This window comes from Paraburkholderia sp. RL17-381-BIF-C, from assembly GCF_046026435.1.
Classification (GTDB): Bacteria; Pseudomonadota; Gammaproteobacteria; order Burkholderiales; family Burkholderiaceae; genus Paraburkholderia.
Genome location: NZ_JARESX010000001.1, coordinates 90,147 through 111,467 on the forward strand (window position 1 = coordinate 90,147; position 21,321 = coordinate 111,467).

Annotated in this window: 18 protein-coding genes; 4 read left to right on the top strand and 14 right to left on the bottom strand. The window is 58.8% G+C overall.

What is annotated here, in order from left to right; genetic code table 11:
* Nucleotides 1-121: 121 nt before the first annotated feature.
* From P0D70_RS00430 to P0D70_RS00445, 4 genes are read right to left on the bottom strand one after another with little or no spacing between them, the layout of a single operon-like run.
* Complete coding sequence (locus P0D70_RS00430) at nucleotides 122-2,359, bottom strand: copper-transporting P-type ATPase (protein WP_408181472.1); 2,238 nt, start codon at nucleotides 2,357-2,359, stop codon at nucleotides 122-124.
* Nucleotides 2,360-2,379: 20 nt separating this feature from the next.
* A complete protein-coding gene (locus P0D70_RS00435) occupies nucleotides 2,380-3,036 on the bottom strand; it encodes a methyltransferase family protein (RefSeq protein ID WP_095417087.1) in 657 nt (218 codons plus the stop codon).
* Nucleotides 3,020-3,268 carry a DUF2933 domain-containing protein gene (locus P0D70_RS00440; RefSeq protein WP_408181825.1) on the bottom strand — a complete coding sequence of 83 codons (249 nt, stop codon included), beginning with the start codon at nucleotides 3,266-3,268 and terminating at the stop codon, nucleotides 3,020-3,022. The genes P0D70_RS00435 and P0D70_RS00440 overlap by 17 nt, the downstream gene beginning before the upstream one ends.
* 31 nt (nucleotides 3,269-3,299) lie before the next feature.
* A complete protein-coding gene (locus P0D70_RS00445) occupies nucleotides 3,300-3,752 on the bottom strand; it encodes a hypothetical protein (protein WP_408181474.1) in 453 nt (150 codons plus the stop codon).
* A gap of 390 nt (nucleotides 3,753-4,142) precedes the next feature.
* Here P0D70_RS00445 and P0D70_RS00450 point away from each other — a divergent pair, with 390 nt between their 5' ends.
* The 4 genes from P0D70_RS00450 to P0D70_RS00465 all read left to right on the top strand — a co-directional run bounded on the left by P0D70_RS00450 (nucleotide 4,143) and on the right by P0D70_RS00465 (nucleotide 7,620).
* A complete protein-coding gene (locus tag P0D70_RS00450) occupies nucleotides 4,143-4,763 on the top strand; it encodes a LemA family protein (protein ID WP_408181476.1) in 621 nt (206 codons plus the stop codon).
* Nucleotides 4,760-5,608: a TPM domain-containing protein gene (locus P0D70_RS00455; RefSeq protein ID WP_408181479.1), complete on the top strand. Its 849-nt coding sequence runs from the start codon at nucleotides 4,760-4,762 to the stop codon at nucleotides 5,606-5,608. The genes P0D70_RS00450 and P0D70_RS00455 overlap by 4 nt, the downstream gene beginning before the upstream one ends.
* A gap of 2 nt (nucleotides 5,609-5,610) precedes the next feature.
* A complete protein-coding gene (locus P0D70_RS00460; protein WP_408181481.1) occupies nucleotides 5,611-6,108 on the top strand; it encodes a TPM domain-containing protein in 498 nt (165 codons plus the stop codon).
* Nucleotides 6,109-6,786: 678 nt separating this feature from the next.
* Nucleotides 6,787-7,620, top strand: a complete 834-nt coding sequence (locus tag P0D70_RS00465; RefSeq protein ID WP_408181483.1) for an H-NS family nucleoid-associated regulatory protein — start codon at nucleotides 6,787-6,789, stop codon at nucleotides 7,618-7,620.
* A 64-nt stretch (nucleotides 7,621-7,684) separates the two neighbouring features.
* Here P0D70_RS00465 and P0D70_RS00470 read toward each other — a convergent pair whose 3' ends face one another.
* The 10 genes from P0D70_RS00470 to P0D70_RS00515 form a co-directional block, all read right to left on the bottom strand.
* Complete coding sequence (locus P0D70_RS00470) at nucleotides 7,685-7,945, bottom strand: hypothetical protein (protein ID WP_408181485.1); 261 nt, start codon at nucleotides 7,943-7,945, stop codon at nucleotides 7,685-7,687.
* A 53-nt stretch (nucleotides 7,946-7,998) separates the two neighbouring features.
* The gene (locus P0D70_RS00475) at nucleotides 7,999-8,316 is read right to left on the bottom strand and encodes a hypothetical protein (protein WP_408181487.1); all 318 of its coding nucleotides are present in this window, start codon (nucleotides 8,314-8,316) and stop codon (nucleotides 7,999-8,001) included.
* A gap of 446 nt (nucleotides 8,317-8,762) precedes the next feature.
* Complete coding sequence (locus P0D70_RS00480) at nucleotides 8,763-10,418, bottom strand: AAA family ATPase (RefSeq protein WP_408181489.1); 1,656 nt, start codon at nucleotides 10,416-10,418, stop codon at nucleotides 8,763-8,765.
* A gap of 74 nt (nucleotides 10,419-10,492) precedes the next feature.
* Nucleotides 10,493-13,027 (bottom strand): S8 family serine peptidase, encoded by a 2,535-nt coding sequence (locus P0D70_RS00485; protein WP_494478130.1) that lies wholly within the window; start codon nucleotides 13,025-13,027, stop codon nucleotides 10,493-10,495.
* Between the two features lie 79 nt (nucleotides 13,028-13,106).
* Complete coding sequence (locus tag P0D70_RS00490; protein ID WP_408181493.1) at nucleotides 13,107-14,117, bottom strand: AAA family ATPase; 1,011 nt, start codon at nucleotides 14,115-14,117, stop codon at nucleotides 13,107-13,109.
* Between the two features lie 1,507 nt (nucleotides 14,118-15,624).
* Entirely contained in the window at nucleotides 15,625-17,442 is a 1,818-nt protein-coding gene (gene glmS, locus P0D70_RS00495; RefSeq protein WP_408181495.1) for a glutamine--fructose-6-phosphate transaminase (isomerizing), read from the bottom strand.
* A gap of 66 nt (nucleotides 17,443-17,508) precedes the next feature.
* Nucleotides 17,509-18,870, bottom strand: coding sequence for a bifunctional UDP-N-acetylglucosamine diphosphorylase/glucosamine-1-phosphate N-acetyltransferase GlmU (gene glmU / locus P0D70_RS00500; protein ID WP_091798220.1), 1,362 nt, complete (start codon nucleotides 18,868-18,870; stop codon nucleotides 17,509-17,511).
* A 125-nt stretch (nucleotides 18,871-18,995) separates the two neighbouring features.
* On the bottom strand, nucleotides 18,996-20,006 hold the full coding sequence (gene ttcA / locus P0D70_RS00505) for a tRNA 2-thiocytidine(32) synthetase TtcA (protein WP_408181498.1): 1,011 nt from the start codon (nucleotides 20,004-20,006) through the stop codon (nucleotides 18,996-18,998).
* Between the two features lie 3 nt (nucleotides 20,007-20,009).
* A complete protein-coding gene (locus P0D70_RS00510; RefSeq protein ID WP_091798215.1) occupies nucleotides 20,010-20,405 on the bottom strand; it encodes a dihydroneopterin aldolase in 396 nt (131 codons plus the stop codon).
* A gap of 90 nt (nucleotides 20,406-20,495) precedes the next feature.
* Nucleotides 20,496-21,314 (bottom strand): SDR family oxidoreductase, encoded by an 819-nt coding sequence (locus P0D70_RS00515; protein ID WP_408181500.1) that lies wholly within the window; start codon nucleotides 21,312-21,314, stop codon nucleotides 20,496-20,498.
* Nucleotides 21,315-21,321: the final 7 nt, after the last annotated feature.

Consider the following 21,321-nt stretch of genomic DNA (forward strand, 5'->3'; position numbering starts at 1 on the left):
TTATGTTCTCGCGCAATCCGTTCCTCGTCCGATAAGTCTTGCGCAGCGCATGCGGCGCTTGGTCGAACGAAGCTGTTCAGACGAGAGCCCCGTCCCTACGCTTCGCGGCTGCATGCCTATGCTACGTACGGGCGCCCCGCAAACGGAGCGCATTTCCAATCACGGATACCGAGCTCAATGCCATCGCCGCGCTCGCGATAATGGGGCTTAGGAGGATGCCCAGCCACGGATACAGGACACCCGCTGCGACGGGAATTCCAATCACGTTATACGCGAACGCAAAGAAGAGGTTCTGCCGGATATTCTTCATTGTGGCGATGCTCAAGGTCCTGGCCCGCGCGATGCCCCGCAGGTCGCCCTTGACGAGTACCACGCGTGCGCTGTTCATTGCCACATCTGTACCAGTGCCCATTGCAATTCCGACATTAGCCTGAGCGAGAGCGGGCGCATCGTTGACACCGTCGCCCGCCATGGCGACAACATGACCTTGCTGCTGCAACTCCTGGACGTGCTTGTATTTGTCCTGAGGCAGTACGCCGGCCTTGACGCCGTCGAGCGCCAGGGATTTTGCCACCGCGTTGGCTGTGATGGGATTATCGCCGGTCAGCATGATGATTTTGATGCCGGACGCCCGCAGCAACTGAACTGCCTCCCGTGTTGTGGCCTTGACCGGGTCAGCCACGCCGATATAACCCGCGAGCCTTCCGTCGATGGCGAGATACATGATTGTCTGACCGGCTTGACGCAGCCGGTCCACGTCTGCTCCTACCGCAGTGCAATCGACTTGCGCATCGTCCATGAGCACTGTATTGCCCAACAATGCGACCCGGCCGTCAATCCGGCCGCTCACGCCTTTGCCCACGACTGCTTCGAATGCATCAACGGGCTTTGTCGGCACCTTGTTCTCCTGCGCCTGCGTGACAATAGCCTGTGCCAATGGATGTTCACTCGGCCCTTCAAGACTGGCCGCATAACTCAGTACGGACAACTCTGACTGGTCCGCCAGCGCCACAACGGTTTGCACGCGCGGCTTTCCTTCAGTGAGGGTACCGGTCTTGTCGACCACCAACGTATCCACTTTCTCCATCAATTCGAGAGCCTCTGCGTCCTTGATGAGAACGCCCTCTTTAGCACCGCGCCCAACCCCTACGATGATGGAGACAGGCGTTGCCAGGCCGAGTGCACACGGGCACGCGATGATTAGAACGCTGATAGCGACGACCAACGCATTCGCGAGCGCCGGCGCTGGCCCTATGACAGCCCAGACGACGAACGAGACCGCCGCGCAAGCCATAACGCCTAGCACGAACCATCCTGACACCTGGTCGGCCAGTTTCTGGATGGGAGCACGGGAGCGGCCAGCGTCGGCAACCATCTGCACGATTCTCGCGAGCAACGTATCCGAGCCGACTTTTTCTGCTCGCATCAGAAAAGTTCCGGTCTGATTGACCGTCGCGCCGGTCACCGTGCTTCCAGCCGCCTTTTCTGATGGGATGGACTCCCCCGTAATCATGGATTCGTCGACGCTGGAACCGCCGGTTGTGACGACGCCATCTACCGGTACCTTCGAGCCAGGTTTTACGCGGAGTATGTCGCCGACAGCGACCGCCTCGAGAGGGACGGCTTCTTCGGTTCCGTCAGGCCTCACCCGAATCGCGGTATGTGGCGCGAGGTTAAGCAAATCCTTGATGGCACTCGAGGTGCGTGACCGCGCGCGGAGTTCAAGCACTTGCCCGAGAAGAATGAGCGTGACGATAACGGAGGCGGCTTCGAAATACAGCGGCAACTCGTGCCCGCGTCGGAATGCATGCGGCAGCGTGTCGGGAAAGAACAGCGCGAACAGGCTGAAGCCGTACGCGGTGGCCACGCCGAGTCCAATCAGGCTGAACATATTCAGCTGCCACGTCCTGAATGAATTCCAGCCGCGCTCGAGGAAAGGCCACCCGGCCCACAGGACGACCGGCGTGGCGAGTACCGCCTGGACGCACTGTGCCCACGATGCGGGCATCCAGTGTGGCAGAGCCAGGCTGTCTCCAATATGGTTCACGAGCGCGCCAAGGTCGTAAGACGAAACCATCGGACCCATGGTCATTACCAGTAGCGGTATTGACAGCGCAAGCGCGACCCAGAAGCGGTGCGTCATCGACTCGAGTTCGACGTTCCGCTCCTCTCCCGCGAGCGGAGTCACAGGCTCGAGTGTCATACCGCAAATCGGGCAATTGCCCGGTGCCGACGCTCGTATCTGAGGGTGCATCGGGCACGTGTAGACGACGCCCGTCTCGCCTTTGCGTTGGACTTCAGACACTTGATTGGAGCCGATGGGGACTGGGCCAGCGGCGTGGGCGTGCGATTCAGACATTAAAAGGCCTCCGCGACGCGCTATTGGGCGTGTGCAGTATCGCTGCTGGATAGCTTTGGGACGTACCGAGGTGTATGTGCTGCGTAATCCCGCCACGCCTCACCGAAACGTAACTCCGAATCACGCTCTTCTTGCCGCGCAAGGTGCATGTACATCGCAACCAGAATCGGGAACATGACAAGCGTCACGAGTGTCGGCCACTGGAGCAAGAATCCGGTCATGACGATGACGAAAGCGACATACTGAGGGTGTCGGACTTTGGCGTACGGACCCGTTGTCGCCAATTGGCCTTTGCGCTGCGCTTCGTAGAGAACATGCCAGGACGTTGAGAGCAGGTAGAAGCCGCCGAAGATGAGGGCGAAACTGGCGAGATGCGGAAACGCAAGGTGTGGGTTGCCATGCTGACCGGTCATCGTCCACCAGAGATGTCCTGAGTCGTGGTTCAACAGGTTCACTTTCGGAAAGCGGTTCTGCAACCACCCGGACAAAAGGTAGATGGTGAGCGGAAAGCCGTACATCTCTGCGAACAGCGCAACCACGAAGGCCGAGAATCCGCCGAACGTCCGCCAGTCGCGTGCGGTATTGGGCTTGAAGAAGCTGAACGCGAAAATGATGAAGATGAGGGAGTTGATGGCAACCAGTCCCCACAATCCATATCCACTAGCTGGGTCGTTCATCATGACCTCCCTGCGGGTCTGAATGTTGCGCCTCGACCTGCGTTCCATGGTGATGTCCGTGATGCATAAAGAGGTGCATCAGTGGGCACGCGAGGAAGATGAGATATGGCAATACGCCAAGAAAATGCGCGCGGTGTTCGGAGAACATGAAAAAGGTGGCCACGGCCGCAAATCCCATCAATGCGATGGCGCCACGCGACTTCCAGAACGGCGGTGTTTCCTGAGCAGACATTTTCACATTGAATTCGTCGGCACCTGCACCGTCATTTGGCGGCTGGCGCGTTTTCGATGGACTGCCTGTCCATCATCATGGTCATCATCATCTGCATCATGTCCATGCGCTTCTCCATCATGTCGTGACGCATGCCGTTCGGGCCCATGCTGCCGTGAGGATTCTTCATGCCGTTCATCATGGCCATGCCCTGCTGCATGGCCTGCATTTGTTCATCCATCAGCTTTGCCCTTTCTTCAGGGGTCTTTGCCGCCATCATTCGCTCGTGTATTTCCTGCATCTTCTTCATTTGAGCGTCGGCGTCGCTAAGCGATTTTGGCTGCGCCTTCGACGCCTTTGCGCCTTGTGAAGCGCCCGCGCCGTGGCCGTGAGCGTCAACATCCGGTGATGCGCCTTGTGAGAGAGGCGAGCCGAATGCGAGTAACAGGGCAACGACTGCCCCAGCAATGGATGCGAGAGTCGATGTTTTTTGTTGGCTGTTCATGATTTTTCCCCGAACTATTGGTTGCATACCATTTACTCTATCGACGCGCATGCGGACCCGATTGACCTAGCTCAAGGAACATACGTCGCGGCTGGGAGGCATGTTTGTCTGAAGGTTGATACAGGGTCGTTGCACCGCGCGACGGTGCTTGGCCTCTCTGCGGAGGTCAGGATGCATGCGGCTTTCGTCCTGGCCCGGCCCATCACCTCGGCAACGCAGATTCTGGTAACCGGGGAGGATTCCGGAACGAACTTGACCTGCGTCAATCGCGGTCGAACGGTCAGGCGTAGGTTGAAAGTGCCGTCGCTGACAGGTTGGAGGCCGTACGTCTGTGGGGACGGGCCGCTAGAAGAATTAAAGCGAACGCAGACTGACGACAGGAACACTCCAATGCGCGCAATGTTGACGTGGTTGATGACGGTAGTCGTGCTGGGAATCTCCGGCTGCGGCTACAACGCTATCCAAACTCAGGACGAACAGGTGAAGGCCAGCTGGTCTGAGGTATTGAATCAGTATCAGCGTCGCGCCGACCTAATTCCCAACCTCGTGAATACAGTCAAAGGCTATGCGAGCCAGGAAAAAGAAGTGCTTATGCGTGTGACGGAAGCCCGCGCGAGAGTGGGTTCGGTGCAGGCAAGCCCGGAGCTTATCAACGACCCGCAAGCATTTGCGAAGTTTGAAGCGGCGCAAGCCCAGTTGACAAGTTCGCTATCAAGGCTGCTGGTCGTGTCAGAGAACTATCCGCAATTAAAGTCCGACGCAAATTTCCGCGACCTGCAGGCGCAACTCGAAGGTACCGAGAATCGCATTACAGTTGCCAGAAACCGGTACATCAAGGCTGTTCAGGACTACAACACTACGGTGCGGTCGTTTCCGTCCAACCTGACGGCGAGTGTCTTCGGCTATAAGGAAAAGCCCAACTTCTCTGTGTCAAATGAAGCCGAGATTGCCCGGCCTCCGCAGGTCAATTTCGATACAGCGCCGAAGCCGGCGAGTGGAGTGACCAATTGAACATCCTGAAAGCAGCGAGGGTTCTGCTGCTCGCGCTCATCCCATTCTGCTCGTCTGTCGCCAGCGCGGACGTCGCGATTCCGGCGCTGACCGCGCGCGTCACCGACGAGACGGGCACGCTCACCAGCGAGCAACGGTCCGGGCTGGAGCAAACCTTGCAGGCGTTCGAGAACAAAAAGGGGAGCCAAATCTCGGTGCTCATCGTCCCCACCACTCAGCCGGAAACCATCGAGCAATATTCGATACGCGTCGTTGAACAATGGAAGCTTGGGCGCAAGCGTATCGACGACGGCGTGCTGCTTATCGTCGCAAAGAACGACCGGACGCTGCGTATCGAAGTGGGCTATGGCCTCGAGGGCGTGCTTACCGACGCCACCAGCAATCGCATCATCAACGAAGTGATTGTCCCAAGATTCAGACAGGGCGATTTTTACGGCGGCATTGAGGCGGGTGTTGACAGCATCATGAATGTCATCAACGGCGAGCCTTTGCCGCCGCCAGATAAAAATGCGAACGGTACCGCCGGGAAATTCGGAGGTTACTTGCCTATCCTCTTCGTGCTTACCATGGTAGTTGGTGGTGTACTTCGCTCTCTGCTGGGACGCCTGCCTGGCTCAGTCGTGACCGGCGGCGCCGTTGCGGGCATCGCATGGCTGTTGTCCGGAACGCTCTTTGTCGCTGTCGTCGCCGGCGCGATTGCACTCGCGTTTACCTTACTCGGTAGCGGGCTCGGTGCCTACGTCGGAGGGCGTGCTATCGGTGGACTCGGGGGCGGGTCGGGCCGGACCACCTTCCGGGGTGGTGGCGGCGGGTTTGGTGGTGGCGGCGCTTCGGGAAGATGGTAGCCATGGACATCAAACGCGTCGTGAGACACCTGTTCATGAGCCGCTGGCACGTGAACCTTGCCTTTCCTCCCAAGACTCTGCGCGCAATCGAAAAAGCGGTTCGGGAAAGCCACAGAGCACATATAGGCCAGGTCCGATTTGCGGTCGAGGGTGCGCTTCACATCGGTGTGCTGCTGAAGGGGATGTCGGCAAGAGAGCGCGCGATTGATGTCTTCTCGGAGCTTCGGGTCTGGGACACTGAGCACAATAACGGCGTACTCATCTACCTGCTGCTCGCGGACCGCGATGTGGAGATAGTCGCGGACCGTGGTGTGCACAGCAAGGTGCACGCTGCAGAGTGGGAAGCCATCTGCCAGAACATGGAGGCAGAGTTTCGGAGCGGGAGGTATGAGACAGGCGTGCTGCGCGGTGTGGAGCAGGTAACAGAGTTGCTGAGGAGGCACTTTCCGGCTCAACGGGATACGCACAGTGAATTGCCGAGTAAGCCAACTGTGTTGTGAGCGTCCACCAGCATCCGCACGGCCGCATCTATGGCAATTTGAATTGCCTGGAGAATCATCGAAGACGACTTCGACCGCAAAGATGCTTACCTTCCGAAATACTTGACCGGCTGTCGCGATGCACGGTGCCGCGGCGGTGAGTGCGCGGGCATCGGGTCGAAACCGCCAAAGGTTAAAGAGAAGCTTGCAACGCAACGACACTTCCATCAGAACCGTAAATCTCACCATCGTCGCCCTGCACCCGAGCGCCTAGTTTCTGAGCGATTTTCCACATCTTACTAAGAATGGCGACATCGGGATTCTTGACGACAACATTACCGGACCGGAAATCGAACCACGCCATGTTTCCGTTAGCCGTGCTGCCGCTATATAAGGTCCAGACGGCTAGCCGCTCGCTGTCCACACGCCGCGCATTTCCATCGGGCAGCTTTGCCTCAGCATAGCCATCGAGCCGTATTTCGTCATCCGTATCTATAAAAGACTTCCACTCGTCAAGACCGATTTCAGGCTCGTCGACGAACCAGTTCTCTTTGCGCGTGATGTGAAGGTCGTATCCCGTTTCGGAGGTGGCTCCGGCTTTGATTTATTTAGTAACCTGACGGCACCGATGCACTCATAGCTTCGAGCGCGCGACCGTGGCATAGTGCGGTCAATTTATCAACGACAAAGGGAGCTTATATGGCGACACTCGAACAAATCCAGGCTCGGTTAAAGAAGCTGCACGCTCAAGCCGAGGCATTGCTTGCAAAGAAAGCGCAGGACGCCATCGACCAAATCCGCGACATCATGCTGAAGCATGGTTTAACGACGGCAGACATTGAAGCCAAGGCGTCGGCAAAGCGAGTGGCGAAAGGGCTGAAGGTCAGCACCGCTGCTGGCAAGACGAAAATTGCCGATGTCACCAAGACTAAAGCTGCGCCGAAGTATCAGCACCCCAAAACCGGAGCGACATGGACTGGTCACGGCCGCGCGCCGGCCTGGCTTGCTAACGTTAAGGACCGCAGCAAATTTCTGATTGCAGCCGACGCTGACGCGACCGTTACGACGACCGCAGGTGTTGTGAGCAAAGCGAAGGTGGTCGGCAAGAAGACGGAGGCGAAGACAGTCGGTGCGACTTCTACCCAGGGTCAGCCGAAAGGTCCGCAGCCGGCTAAGTATCGCGACCCGAAGTCCGGCGCGACCTGGAGCGGACGTGGTCCGGCTCCGACATGGCTTGCCGGTGCGAAAGACCGGACGAAGTTTTTGATTGCTGGCGCTAATGCAGCGGCCGATGTGAGTGCTTCGACGGAGACGAAACTTTCGGCCAAAAAGGCAGTTGCCAAAAAAGACATCGTCAAGAAGGTCGCAGCGACAAAGACCGCACCGACGAAGAAGGTTGCGGCCAGGAAAGTGGTTGCCAAGAAGGCCGTGAGCGCGAGGGTACCTGCGAAAAATGGGCCGCGCCAGAGCGTGGCCCTGCCAGCTCCGGTGACCTCAGTCGAGTCTGGCGCCGAGATTACGTCCTCAACGTAATTGGCGGGTGCCCGGTGGAACCAGAGAGTTGCCGGTCCACCGGGCACCCCGCGGCGTCGAAGTCCTATTGTGGCTGTGTTGCCTGACGTTGAGCGGTTTGCCGTTGTGCCTGCTGCTCGGCTTGCTGTTGAGCGTGCTGCTTCGCCAGATGCCTGCCGACCACGCAGCCACCGACCGCGCCAACTACAGCGTGGTGCCCCGCGTAATGTCCCGCGACTCCGCCCACCACGGCTCCCTTGAGACAGCCTGCAGCGTTTGCCGTGCCTGCAGTCGCGAAGGCGAGCGTCGTTGCAATCAAGGCGCCTCTTATCAAGCTGGCTTTCATTCAAAGATACTCTGAGGTCGGATTTTTCGGATGTGGCGCCTTCAGGCGTCGTTTCAATATCCCCGCCATTCACGTTCGCGCCACTCATGTTCACGCCATTCCTGGCGGCGCCATTCACGCTCGCGCCATTCTCTTGCCCTCCAGTCGTCGTCACCGCCGTACACCACCGCGACTGGCGGCTGGCCGTATATGACCGGTGGTGGTGGCGGAGCATAGACCACCGGTGGTGGCGGTGCGTACACTGGCTCTGCCGGCGCATAGATTCCGACCGGGATGCCGACGCCTACGCCTATGTCCACGTGCGCCGACGCCGCGGCGGACGCGGCCAACGCAGCAAGACCGAGTGCAGCCCCAACGAGTTTGCTATTCATTTTTCCTACTCCCCGCACGCATAGCGTGTCGCATCAGTGAACATGGCTCGAAGTCTAGGAGGGGTTGTTGCGCATAGGTGAAACGGCGCTGCGAAATTGGTAACACCGAGTTACCAATGTTTGAGCCAGTTCGGGGTGGGCCGTCAAGGGCTCAGTGGCGTCGCGTGTTGTCTGAGCCTATACCGCAGCAACGCTCACTTTGCATATGCTTAGCGCTTCGCCCTCTTCTGCTTTTCCGCTAGACCATCGTTGCCGTCGTCCAACTCATCATTGAGTTCACTAACACAAGTCTGGAGCGCCTCCGTCTCCATGGCCAGATTTCCAAAAGTGGCAGCCACACTCGCTTTATTCCGCGATAGGCACCCATCCATCAGCGCGTCGGGCCGGCCGACTGCGCTGATGCGGGACAAAAAAAGACCAGCACAGCGCGGGTCTCGTTGTCGACGCTAAACGCTGCTCTTCATTGGAACTGTGAAGGTTTCGACAGGTGCGCGCGCCTGAAGGCTCAGGCCGCCCGTTTCAAAGAGTTCCTCTATCTGGTCTAGGTTCTGCATCTGCCTTGCTAGTTTCCTTAAGGTTTCGTTGAAGTCGGTGATTTCCGATGTGAGGTTGAACACGCTTGATGTGAGAATCCCGATATTCTCGCCAAAAGTTTCTGCGCCAGGCGGCTGAACAACGGTCTCTGAGCCTTCTCTTGAAATGATGTGCACATGCTTCGCCATGGTCTCCTGCAACACCACAGGCGAATGCGTTGCTACCACGGCATATGCGTCTTTAGCCGCGAGCACTTTACGTAATGAATGCATCAATGAGGCGAGCAATGGTGGATGCAGGTGTGTTTCCGGTTCGTCAAAGAGTACGAGTGAACGAGGCTCAACGTAGGCCACAAGACTGCAAATCACATGCAAAACGATTTTATGGCCTGTACTCCATCCCAAAAACATCTGCTCGCAGTTGCCGGACATTAGCTGCGAGTAGAGCGTAGACCGAAGGTCATTGAACGACGGGTCTGCGAGAATTGGCAGTAACGCCGTGGCTAGAAGCGAGCCGCGTTCGAGTGACCTGATGCGGTCGACAATTCGAGAAAATTCCGCACTCAGCGTCTGAGCCGATTTGAGCACGGTTGTCTGTTGGCGGTCCTCCAATGGAACATACTGCTCATCGGGTCCCCGCGATTGGTCAAGCTCCGACGCCAACTCGGTTCCTATGTCGCGCAGCCCGCAGAAGATAAACCGGCCGGTCCCTCGAGCTAGCTCTTCGGAAATCGTCCTTCGCTCCCGTCGCGTAACGCCTGGCACCTGAAAGTTGTCAAATCCGCTATAGGAAATGGTGAGGACGCGAGAAAATCCCATGCCGACTGGCGTCAACTCGCCGAGTTCTGCTAGGCTGTTCCGCTGTCTGTCGCCGCGTGATGCGTGCGCAAATCTTGCGAGCCGCGACAGTAAAGTGCTTTTCCCGGAACCGTTCCTCCCGATGACAACAGAGATTCGACGCGGTAGCTCCGCCGGCGGATAGTCGGCAGAACGTTCCTGATATGGTCGTAAATCCGGGACGTTCGGCGCATCGAAGGAGAAGTCAACCGGGCTGGACCAGCCAGACATCCGGAATTGGAAGTGGGAATCGAGACTCGGTAGTTCACTATAGTTTTGCTCGAGAATCGTCGACGCCAGCGGGACGAACTCGTCAAACGAGCCGACTTCCCGGAGCAGTGACTTCGTCCAACCGACCTCGGATTCGAAACGAGTTACCCGACTGCGGTCGCGAACAACATCCTTCAGCGCAGACAGAATGTAGTTTCTGTCTTCCTCTGGCATTTCCGCTATTCGTTGGTAGTAGTCGAGCGATTGACCCAAGGAGCAAAATTCGTCCTCAAGTGAATTAAACCCCCCGCGAAGCAGGGATGAATCTGTCTCCGGCTGGTCGTTGCACAGTATCTTTACGTTCCCAATGTGGCCGAGATTCCCATTTTCGTCGGCATAACTCAAGTGGTACTGAGTCTTGTAGCCATAATCATCCCAGGCATCCTGCGTCAAGATGAACGAACGAGGGTACGCCGTGCGGAGTGATGTTCTGGGTGGAACAACGCGAATTCTTGGGTCCATGCAGGTGTTCTATCGTCGGTGTTCGAGAGTCAATTGGACGGTTCTCCCATGTCAAACGGTGAACAAATGTTCGCCTAACCTTGGCCGCTTGGCACGTCAATATCGATTGCGACGTCCTGTTCAATGATATTTGCTATCGGAGTGTAGATGTCTGTGTCAACACCGTCGCTGACTTTCAGCGAGACTACCAGTGCATACCTTGCTTTCGCGTTGAATTGTTGAAGCTCCGTCCAGTCCTTCCACCATCCGCCCACCGGGAACACAGCAATTTGCGATTTGGACGCGAGCTGTGCCGCGGTCCCAGTCCAGACGTCCGAATGCAGCGACCCCCGTGCCCGCAATTGCGGGCCGTATCTCCAGTCCTTCAGGTCAGGGTCTTTGAATTCCTCGGAGTCGGCGCCGGCACGCTCAAGTTTGTTGATGCGTTGCATGAACGCGGCATCGTCCTCCGACGCTCCCTTTACGGCATATTTGAGTGCGAAAGACTGATAGCGATATTTGCTTTGCCATCCGCGCGCGCTCGGATTGGGTTCGATGAAGTACGAAAGGGTTATTCGAACTTCGACCTGAATTTCACCCAATTTCGTTAGTTCGTCTGCGGGCCACGGGAGGTCATGAAGTTGCATGGCCCCGAGCACGACGTTGCGCTTCTCATTGACGCGATAGGGATTAAATGCCCGTTGTATGACCATCGTCGGCCGATGAGCCGTTGAGAACTGGGAATGGTCATGGCTTACGAGGCCGAATCCGAAGGTCCGGAGCAACTTCTCTTTGTCCAGACGCTTTCGATTTGCTGGCAAGGGCGCAGTCATGGCGTCCGTATGTTCCGCCCCGTGGGCAACAAGCGCGCGGATGGTTTCTGGCCAATAGTCGGGGTACTGCGCACGCAAGTGCGCGCAGATGCGGGCAACCTCTGCAGCCGCTCCACTGGTGTCCCCGGTCGATGCCAGCAGGTTCTTGGCCGGTGTATTTGAAGTGGTCAAAACACGGAGCGATTCAGGCCCAACCGTCGGGTGAATGCCTGCATCGAGCGAACCGTTACCACCTTCGGCTACCACGTCCGGCTTAAATGGCCATGACGACTCGGCCCAAACCCATGATGTCGTTGACGATGGAGACAGATGGCCCTTTTGGGCAATGACGCTGTAAGACGGATACTTCTTGCGGTCAATCTGTACGAGTGATGTTGCTGCACCGACTGTCAGTGCATTCCATGCTTGTGCTGGATTTTGGACCGGGCTGTTCCAGTTCGTTTCAGGATATTCGTTCCAGTAATTCCAGTGAACGTTCCCGGCGGATTGCACAAAGAGCCTTGGCACACGCGGGGCCTGCTCGCCAAGTTCTATGCTTGTGACATCGACGGGCGGACGTCCGAACGCAAGTTGGTCGATAGTTGCCGACCACTCCGACGGCGCTCCAAACAGGTGCCCAACCGAAGTCGTCATCGTGGCAAAAACACGTGGGCGCTTCGGCGCACCGGCTTCGACGCGGGCGACGGACTCGATTGCAACCGCACCCCACAGGTGGGGGGCAGTTTCTCCTTCCGGTGGAAGAATCTTCACTGACTCCAGTCGGTGCGGGAGGTCGATTTCGTGCTCTACGTTGAGTGCGTGGGTTAAGTCGCCGAAGAGGGCAACACCCGCCATTTCACTTCCGTGCCCGTCATGGTCGTGACGCTTCCACTCCAGCTTGTGCGTGTGAGTGTCATCGGGGCTTAGGGCATTCGCCAGCAACGGATGACCGTTGTTCACGCCGGTGTCAAGGATGCAAACATAAGGCGCAGCGTCCTCATCAGCGTATGAAGTTCGCGCAAGGAGTTCGTTTACCCACTCGGCCTGCTCGGCTGGGGTTATGTCATCCAAGAAGAATTCCGCGTTCGGCTCCACGAATCGGATTTCTGCGACCCGGTCCAGCAATTCTGCGGTCCGTTCGAGATTGGCTCGAGTGCCGTAAGCGGCAACTACGACACGTCCCGGAAACCGCACATAGCCGTCCTCGACTCTTATCCCGAGTGTTAGTGTATGTTGCTGAAACTGCTTTATAAGGTCCGGGATGGAGCCGGTAGTGTGCCGCAGCCAGAGTTGAAACCAGTGACATTGCTCGTCCTCGGGAGCGTCTGCAGTGTCCGACCATAGCTCCGAAAATGCGGCGCGTTTGATGTTTTCTATTGCGTTGACTAACGCCGCATTCTTCCGCGCATCGGGATTCTCGGACTCAATGTAGGCTTTAATGCGCCGTACGAAGCCAGAGAGCCCACCGTCCGGCACCAGCAGAACTGCGACGTCCGAATTCTTATGCACTTGGACTGCCAATAACTCAATCCCGTTAAGTTTCCACTCGATTTTGCTGTAGTCAATGAGACCGCTGGGCGAAAACTCGACGGCAATGGTCATGCCTCGGCGCTCAGGCAGTCCTAGCTGTTTTCTGGTCTGCTCTAGGTCCTCGATTGTGCCTGTGAGTTCCTCAAGTTGAGCTAGTAGCCGTCTGCCATGCGCGCCGCCGTCGCCTCTTTGGGGAGCAACCTTTTGGCGCGCAGATAACGGTGACTGGAAAGCGAGGGCGGAGACGCGCCCATCCACGGACAGATGACGCAGAAGTTTATCTGCCATTCTCTCAGCTCTATGTTTGTTTTATTCGTCTGAGAGTCTACCGCAAGATTTCCCGACTAATTCATAGGAGATGTTATTTTTACGGATGCAGGTTGCGGCCCTGTGCGCGCTCTTCCAAATGGAGCATTACGCTGGCTTCACTTACGGTTTTTTGACTTTCCATAATCGCGTCTTTTAATGCGTCAAGACATGCTTTGACGATGTCCGCGTGTGACTCACCGTTGCCAGCTAGCGCCAGACGGTGGTAGTCGATGTCGGATGTTCCAAACGCCCCTAAGCTGTTTTTCAAGAGCGCTTCAATCTGGCGTTGGTCGGGCGCCTCGTACTTGATGACATCATCGAATCGACGGAAGAGAGCGGTATCCAAGTCCTTGCCGTGATTTGTTGCCGCTATTAGAAGGCTGTCGGATGCGTCCTGCTCGATAAGCTGCAAGAACATATTCAGCGTACGACGCATCTCAGCTACGTCATGTTGGCTACCGCGCTGGAGCCCCAGCGAATCAAACTCGTCAAAAAAATAAACGCCGCGGGTCGACTTTAGCGCTTCAAAAACTAGCCGCAGCTTTGACGCGCTTTCTCCCATGAATTTGGTGATAAGGCTATCAAACCGCGCGGTGAACAGCGGCAGACGCAACTCGCCGGCCAAGGCTGCAGCCGTCATGGTCTTGCCCGTGCCCGGCGGCCCAACGAGAAGCAATTTCCTGCGCGGGCTTAAGCCGTGGCCACGTAACTGTTCGTGATGCCGCTGCTCCCGAAGCACTCGGTTCAACTTTGTACGCACAGAGTCCGACAGAACCATTTGCTGCAAATGCTCGTCCGGATACTGCACCGACAACAGCTCGGAGAGCTCGCCTTTCGGCTGGGCGAGCGGAATCGCCGCGCCTCCGGGCCCTTTGCTGCGGACAGACGAAAGCTCTGGTTTCTTCCCAGACTTCGCTGCATCAACGAGGTCGCGGAGTTCGGCCGCCAGTTTGGTATGACCTCGATGAGCCTCGTCCGCCGCCATTTGCATGGCGACCGCGTAGAAATGCTCGTGGTTATCACCAGCATATGCGCGAAGTAATGCCTTCACTTGGTCGGAACGTGCCATCAGGAACCTCGAATAGTCTCGAAACGAAGTATAGACTTCATGCCGGAATGATGATGCTATTATAGCAATTCGATGCCATTACAGCACTTACGTAAGAATGTTTCCTCCACGCACACAGGGCGAGCTGATTAAGTGGGCGCGCGGCAGCAGCACTCAAGCTGAGTTCGCAATCGCTCACAGAGTCGACAAGTCGGCCCTGTCCCGGTACGAATCCGAAAAGCTCGGGGCTCCAACGCGGCTGATTAACGACTGCCTGTCGCAACTCGCCGACTTTTTGCTGGCCAACCCGGGCGCAACAGACGGAATCAAAAATGCCCTAGACAACGCAAGGAAGACGGTTGCACTGCTTGAGTCCCTCGCCGGCGTCGAGGCATAGCAACCGGCGAATACTGTATTTTTATACAGTATTCGCCGGTTGCGCCAGATAATGTCGTAGACGTTGGTTGGCGGGTTGAGTTGAGCCGTCGTCCGACACGTCGTAGAAGACACCAAATTGGGAGCCGCGCCTCAGCCACGATGGATGCACTGAGGTTCGGTTACTTCTTGCCTCCAGCGGGTGTTGCACTTCCCGGATTGCCACCAGACTTTGCACCGACGGTGGTGCTTGGCCAGTTGCCGCCTAGAAACCCATTGGGACCACGACGTCCACGAGGACTTCCGGACTTCGAACCGCTTCCGGTGGGTTGGCCACCACCCGTCCGCTCGCCTTTCCTATCTGACCAGACCGAGGATTATTGGTCGACTGATGGCTTGCCAGCAGATGGGCACGAGCCGCCCAAGGGCTGATAACCCCCTCACTCCTTCGCTAAGTCGGATAAAGCGTTCGGCTACACAGCGGATGGGCTCGCTACCTATCGACACTATCGCGGCAGACCTGCCCAGTTCGCTCCGGGCGCTACGCCAGCGGCAACTACTAGACCTTTTGATATCAGACGCTGGGAACGACGTCGAGGTCGTCTCGCGAGAACTCGGCCTGCGAGGAGAGATGCGTGAGCGCCTGCGGCGTGCGCTCGACCGGATGGCCTGCGCACAAAGCGTCTTGGAATCAATGAGGACAGATGGCGCAGCGGCAGGAATCGAGGGCTCAGCGGCCGGGTTGCGGATGAGGGAAGCGGTGGGATTGCTGGCAAGGGGGTGGCCGGATGACTATCCGGCTGGGGCGGTCGAGTGGTCGTTGCTGCAGTCGCCACCGCGTTTGGTGGGCGCTTTAGCATTTCGACCACGCCACGTAACGGCGAAAGCCGATTGGGCCGTTGCTGACCAAGACGGAAGGCGCGCGGAAACCAGCTCTTAGCACCGCCAGCAGTCTCCGCTCGTGCATCATTCCGAGTGACTTTTCGCGAAACTTGCCCGCTAAAGCCACCGAATTTCGACCTCGCAATTAGAAGCATTTACGCTTTGCAAACAAAGGCCTGGCGACAAAAAACTTGTCGAGAACAGCTAGAAGCGTTTACCTGTAAACGCTTCTATTTCAGCTTCGCACGTCGCGACGCAAGCACCTGCTCCCTCACTCCACCGTGACCGACTTCGCGAGATTCCGTGGCTTATCCACGTCCGTACCCCGCGCACATGCCGTGTGATACGCCAGCAACTGCAGCGGCACCACATGCAGGATCGGCGACAGCAGACCATAATGTTCTGGCATCCGGATCACATGCAAGCCTTCGTCGTTGACGATCTTCGTATCCGCGTCGGCGAACACATACAACTGACCGCCGCGCGCTCGCACTTCCTGAATATTCGACTTCAGCTTTTCCAGCAGCGCGTCGTTCGGCGCCACCGTGACCACCGGCATGGCTTCGGTCACGAGCGCAAGCGGACCATGCTTCAACTCGCCGGCGGGATAAGCCTCGGCGTGAATATACGAGATCTCCTTGAGCTTCAGCGCGCCTTCCAGTGCGATCGGGTAGTGCAAACCGCGCCCGAGGAACAGCGCATGTTCCTTGCGCGAAAACTCTTCCGACCACGCGATGATCTGCGGCTCCAGCGCCAGCACACTATTCAACGCAGCCGGCAAGTGGCGCAGTTGCTTCAGATATTCAGCTTCCTGCTCTTCGCTCACACGACCGCGCAGTTTGCCCAACGTCGCCGCCAGCACGAACAGCGCGACCAGTTGCGTTGTAAACGCCTTGGTCGATGCAACGCCGATCTCGCGGCCCGCGTGCGTCAGGAATGACAGCTCGGTCTGCCGCACCATGGCGCTCGTACCGACGTTGCAGATCGCCAGCGTGTGTTGATGACCGAGTTCCTGCGCATGCTTGAGCGCCGCCAGCGTGTCCGCCGTCTCGCCCGATTGGGAGATCACCACGACCAGCGACTTCGGATTCGGCACCGACTCGCGGTAGCGATACTCGCTGGCAATTTCCACCTGAGTGGGAATCTTCGCGATCGATTCGAGCCAGTACTTCGCCGTCAGCCCCGAGTAGTAGCTCGTGCCGCACGCCAGAATCAGCAGGCTGTCGATTTCGGCGAATACCTTGCCCGCGCCCTCGCCGAATAGCGACGGATCGAACGAATCCGATTGCGGGATCGTGTCGGTGATCGCGCGCGGCTGCTCGAAAATTTCCTTCTGCATAAAGTGGCGATACGGGCCGAGTTCGACCGCGCCGCCATATGCCGCCACTTGACGCACTTCGCGCTGCGCTTCATAGCCGTCGCGATCGGCGATACGCACGCCCTCGAGCGACAGTTCGCAAACGTCGCCTTCTTCGAGGAAGATGAACCGTTCGGTGCTGCCCGCGAGCGCCAGCGCGTCCGAAGCGAGGAAGTTCTCGCCCTGGCCGAGCCCGACCACCAGCGGCGAGCCCTGCCGCGCGCCGACCACCGTATGCGGCTGGTCTTTATGCAACACAGCGATCGCATACGCGCCGTGCAATTGCCCGACGGTTTCACGCACAGCCGCGAACAGATCGCCGCGATACAGGCTGTGAATCAGATGCGCGATAACCTCTGTGTCGGTCTGCGAGACAAACGTGTAACCCTTGCCGCGCAGCATTTCGCGCAGCGTTTCGTAATTCTCGATGATGCCGTTGTGTACCAACGCGAGCGTATCTTTCGAGAAGATCGGGTGCGCGTTGTCCGTGACCGGCGCGCCGTGCGTCGCCCAGCGCGTATGCGCGATACCCGTGATGCCTTCGAGATGGCTCTCGCGCACCTGCTCGTCGAGATCGGCTACGCGCGCCACGCTGCGCGCACGGCGCGGACCGTCGGCGCCGAGCACGGCCACGCCGCACGAATCGTAGCCGCGATATTCGAGACGACGCAGTCCTTCGATCAGGACCGGAACGATATTACGTTGCGCTACCGCGCCGACAATGCCACACATGGCTCATTCCTTTTCAGTGCTAGTGCCGGGTTTCAAGGAGCGCGCCTTGTGCGCGCGTCACGCCCATCAACTCTTTTTCTTGGTCGGGCGCACGTAGCCCGTTTTGCTCGTTTGCGTCTTGTCGTTCAGGACCAGCGCGTCAGCTTCGACGTCCTTCCAGACCGTGGTGCCCGCCGCGATCGTCACGCCGCGCTTCACACGCACCGGGGCGACCAGTTGTGTATCCGACCCGACGAAAACGTCGTCTTCGATAATCGTGCGGAATTTGTTCGCGCCGTCGTAATTGCAGGTGATGGTGCCCGCGCCGATGTTCACACGCGCACCGATATCCGCGTCGCCGATATACGTGAGGTGATTCGCTTTCGAGCCGTGACCGAGCACCGCGTTCTTCACTTCGACGAAGTTGCCGACATGCGACTCGTCGTGCAGCGACGCGCCGGGGCGCAGGCGCGCGTACGGTCCGAGCACGACATTCGCGCCGACTTCGGCGCCTTCGATATGCGTGAACGCGTCGACGCGCGTGCCGGCGCCAATGTTCGCATTGCGGATCACGCAGTTCGGCCCGACGGTGACGTTGTCGGCCAGCGTAACGCGGCCTTCGAACACGCAGTTCACGTCGATCGAAACATCGCGGCCACATTCGAGCGTGCCGCGCACGTCCAGACGCGCCGGATCAGCAAGGGTCACACCCGCGACCAGCAACGCATCCGCCACGTTGTGCTGATGAATCCGCTCGAGTTCGGCAAGCTGCTGCTTGCTGTTCACGCCGAGCGTTTCCCATTCGTCGTCCGGTTGCGTGGTGACGACTTCGAGGCCGGCTTCGATCGCCATTTCGACCGCGTCGGTCAGGTAGAACTCGCCTTGCGCATTGTCGTTCTTCAACGCGGCAAGCCAGCCGCCCAGACGCTCGGTCGGCGCGACGATGATGCCGGTGTTGATCTCGGCGATCTTAAGCTGCTCGGGCGTAGCGTCTTTCTGTTCGACGATGCGCGCCACCTTGCCTTCTGCATCACGCACGATGCGGCCGTAGCCGCTCGGGTCCGCGAGCGTGACAGTGAGCACGCCGTAGCCGCCCTGCCCCGCGCGCTCGGTCAATGCCTGCAGCGTGCTGGCGCGCGTGAGCGGCACGTCGCCATACAGCACCAGCGTGGGCGCGGACGGATCGAGCAGCGGCAACGCCTGCTGCACCGCGTGGCCCGTGCCGAGCTGCTGTTCCTGCACAGCGAACTGCACGTCCGGCGCGGCGACGGCTTTGCGCACAGCTTCGGCGCCATGGCCGATCACCACCACGAGGTGCGTGGGCTTGAGCGTGCGAGCCGTTTCGATGACGTGAGCGAGGAGCGGCCGACCGGCCAGGGGATGCAGCACCTTGGGAAGCGCGGACCGCATGCGCTTGCCGGTGCCTGCCGCCAAAATCACAATGTTCATGGCACGGCAAATAGACGAGTTTGGAGCCGACGATTCTAACACGCACCCTCTAACGAAAAAGGCCGCTGTCGCGGCCTCGTTGCAAGCTGAAATGGGCGGAGACGCCCATTCCACGGGCGTTTTGGTCAAAGATCGTCAAACTGGACGATCGCAATCGATTGCGCTCCACCGAGCGTCGCGCTATTACCGGCATCGGTCGAACACGGCTCTTCGTCGAATGCGATATCGCCTTGCGGATCGGCCTCGCCGGTTGCCCGCAGGCCAGCGAACGGGAACAGCTTGTGGTCCATCAAATGCGAAGGCACGACGTTCGACAACGCATTGAACATATTTTCAATGCGGCCCGGGAAGCGCTTCTCCCAGTCGCGGACCAGCGCCTTCATTTCCGCGCGCTTGAGATTCGGCTGGCTGCCGCAGAGATTGCACGGAATGATCGGGAATTCGCGCAACTCGGCGTACTTCTCCAGATCGGTTTCTTTCACGTAGGCGAGCGGGCGGATCACGATATTCTTGCCGTCGTCCGATTGCAGCTTGGGCGGCATGCCCTTCAGCTTGCCGCCGTAGAACATGTTCAGCAGCAGCGTTTGCAGAATGTCGTCGCGATGATGGCCGAGCGCGATCTTGGTCGCGCCGAGTTCGCCCGCCACGCGGTACAGAATGCCGCGCCGCAGCCGCGAGCACAGCGAACAGGTGGTCTTACCTTCCGGCACCAGCCGCTTGACGATGCTGTACGTGTCCTGGTTCTCGATGTGAAACGGAATGTCGAGTTGTTTCAGGTACTCGGGCAGCACGTGCTCGGGGAAGCCCGGCTGCTTCTGGTCGAGATTCACCGCGACGATGTCGAAGTTGATCGGCGCGCGCTCGCGCAGCCGCATCAGGATTTCGAGCATCGCGTAACTGTCCTTGCCGCCGGACAGACACACCATGACTTTGTCGCCGTCCTCGATCATGTTGAAATCAACGATCGCCTCGCCAACCTGGCGCGCAAGCCGCTTGAACAGCTTGTTGTTCTCGTACGCTTCTTTCTGTTCGCGGCGCGTGAGCGGCGACTTCGTACGCGCGGCGGCCGGCGTGGCGCCGGTTGCGTCAGCGGCTGCGGCGGCCGTGGCGCCGTTCAGGATTTCCGGAGCATTCATGGCTCAATCCTCTTTGATACGGAAGACTTCGACGCCAACCGCGTCGCAGTCAGGATAAACGTCAGGCTTTTCCGTCGACACACGCGCGGCCCGCACTTGCGGATGCTCGAGCATGGTCTTCACGAGATCGTCGCAAAGCGTTTCCTGCAAGTGGATATGGCCTTGCTCGACGCGGCGCGAAATGGTGGAGCGCATGAAGTCGTAATCGACCACTTCGTCCAGCTTGTCCTGAACCGGCGTGGACAGCGCGAGCGGCACGTACAGTTCGACGTTGATCACGACGCGCTGTTCGCCGCGCTTTTCGAAGTCGTGCACGCCGATGTTGATGTGCACTTCGTAATTGCGCAGAAAGAGCCGGCGGCAATCGGCGAGCCGGGGATGCGAAAGAGCGGCAAACATGTTCGTTCCAGTCGAAAAAAGCGTGCGGAGCACGCAAAGGGGCGCTTCACAGCGCGGCTGCCGCCCATCTGGCGAATGGCCGCGCGCGCTTCAGGCGCCCGTCAAAAACATTACGTCGCGCGGCAGCGGCACGAGGTGCTGCCCGCCGTCGACCACCAGCGTCGTTCCGGTCACGCCCGCTGCATCCGCGAGATACAGTGCGGCGGCGACAATATCCTCGGCCCGCGACGCGCGGCCCAAAGGCGTAGTACGGTGAGCGGCTTCAAAACCGTCCGGCGTCTGATCGCCGGATTGCATCGTCAGGCCGGGCGCGAGCCCGACCACGCGCACTTTCGGCGCCAACGCCTGAGCCAGCGCGACCGTGGCTGTCTGCAACGCCGACTTGGTCAGCGTGTAGGACAGGTAGTCCGGGTTCATGTTGTACAGCTTCTGATCCAGCACGTTGATGACGACGCTGCGCAGGCTTTCGTCCGTGCGCGCCGCCTCCGGCGTCAATTCGTACAACCCGCGCGCCAGCACCAGCGGCGCACCGACGTTCATTGCGGTCAGCTTCAGCAGCAGCTCGTAACCGACGGTTTGCGCCGTGTCTTCCTCGAAGCGCGACGCATTGTTGACGATACACGAGGGCCGGCCCAAGGCGTCGATACAAGCCGGCAAAAGCCGTTCGACTTGCGCCTCGTCGCCCAATTCGGCGTGCAACGCGACCGCCCGGCGGCCCAAGGCGGCGATTTCAGCGACCAGTTCTTCGGCTTGCGCCCGCGAGGCGCCGTAATGGACAGCCACGTCCCAGCCGCGCGCGGCGAAGCCGAGCGCGAGCGAGCGCCCGATACGGCGGGCGGCGCCGGTAATCAGCACGACGCGCGGCGTGTCAGGCGCGCGGGCGGAGACGGTGTCCAGAGAGGCGGTCATTTACAAT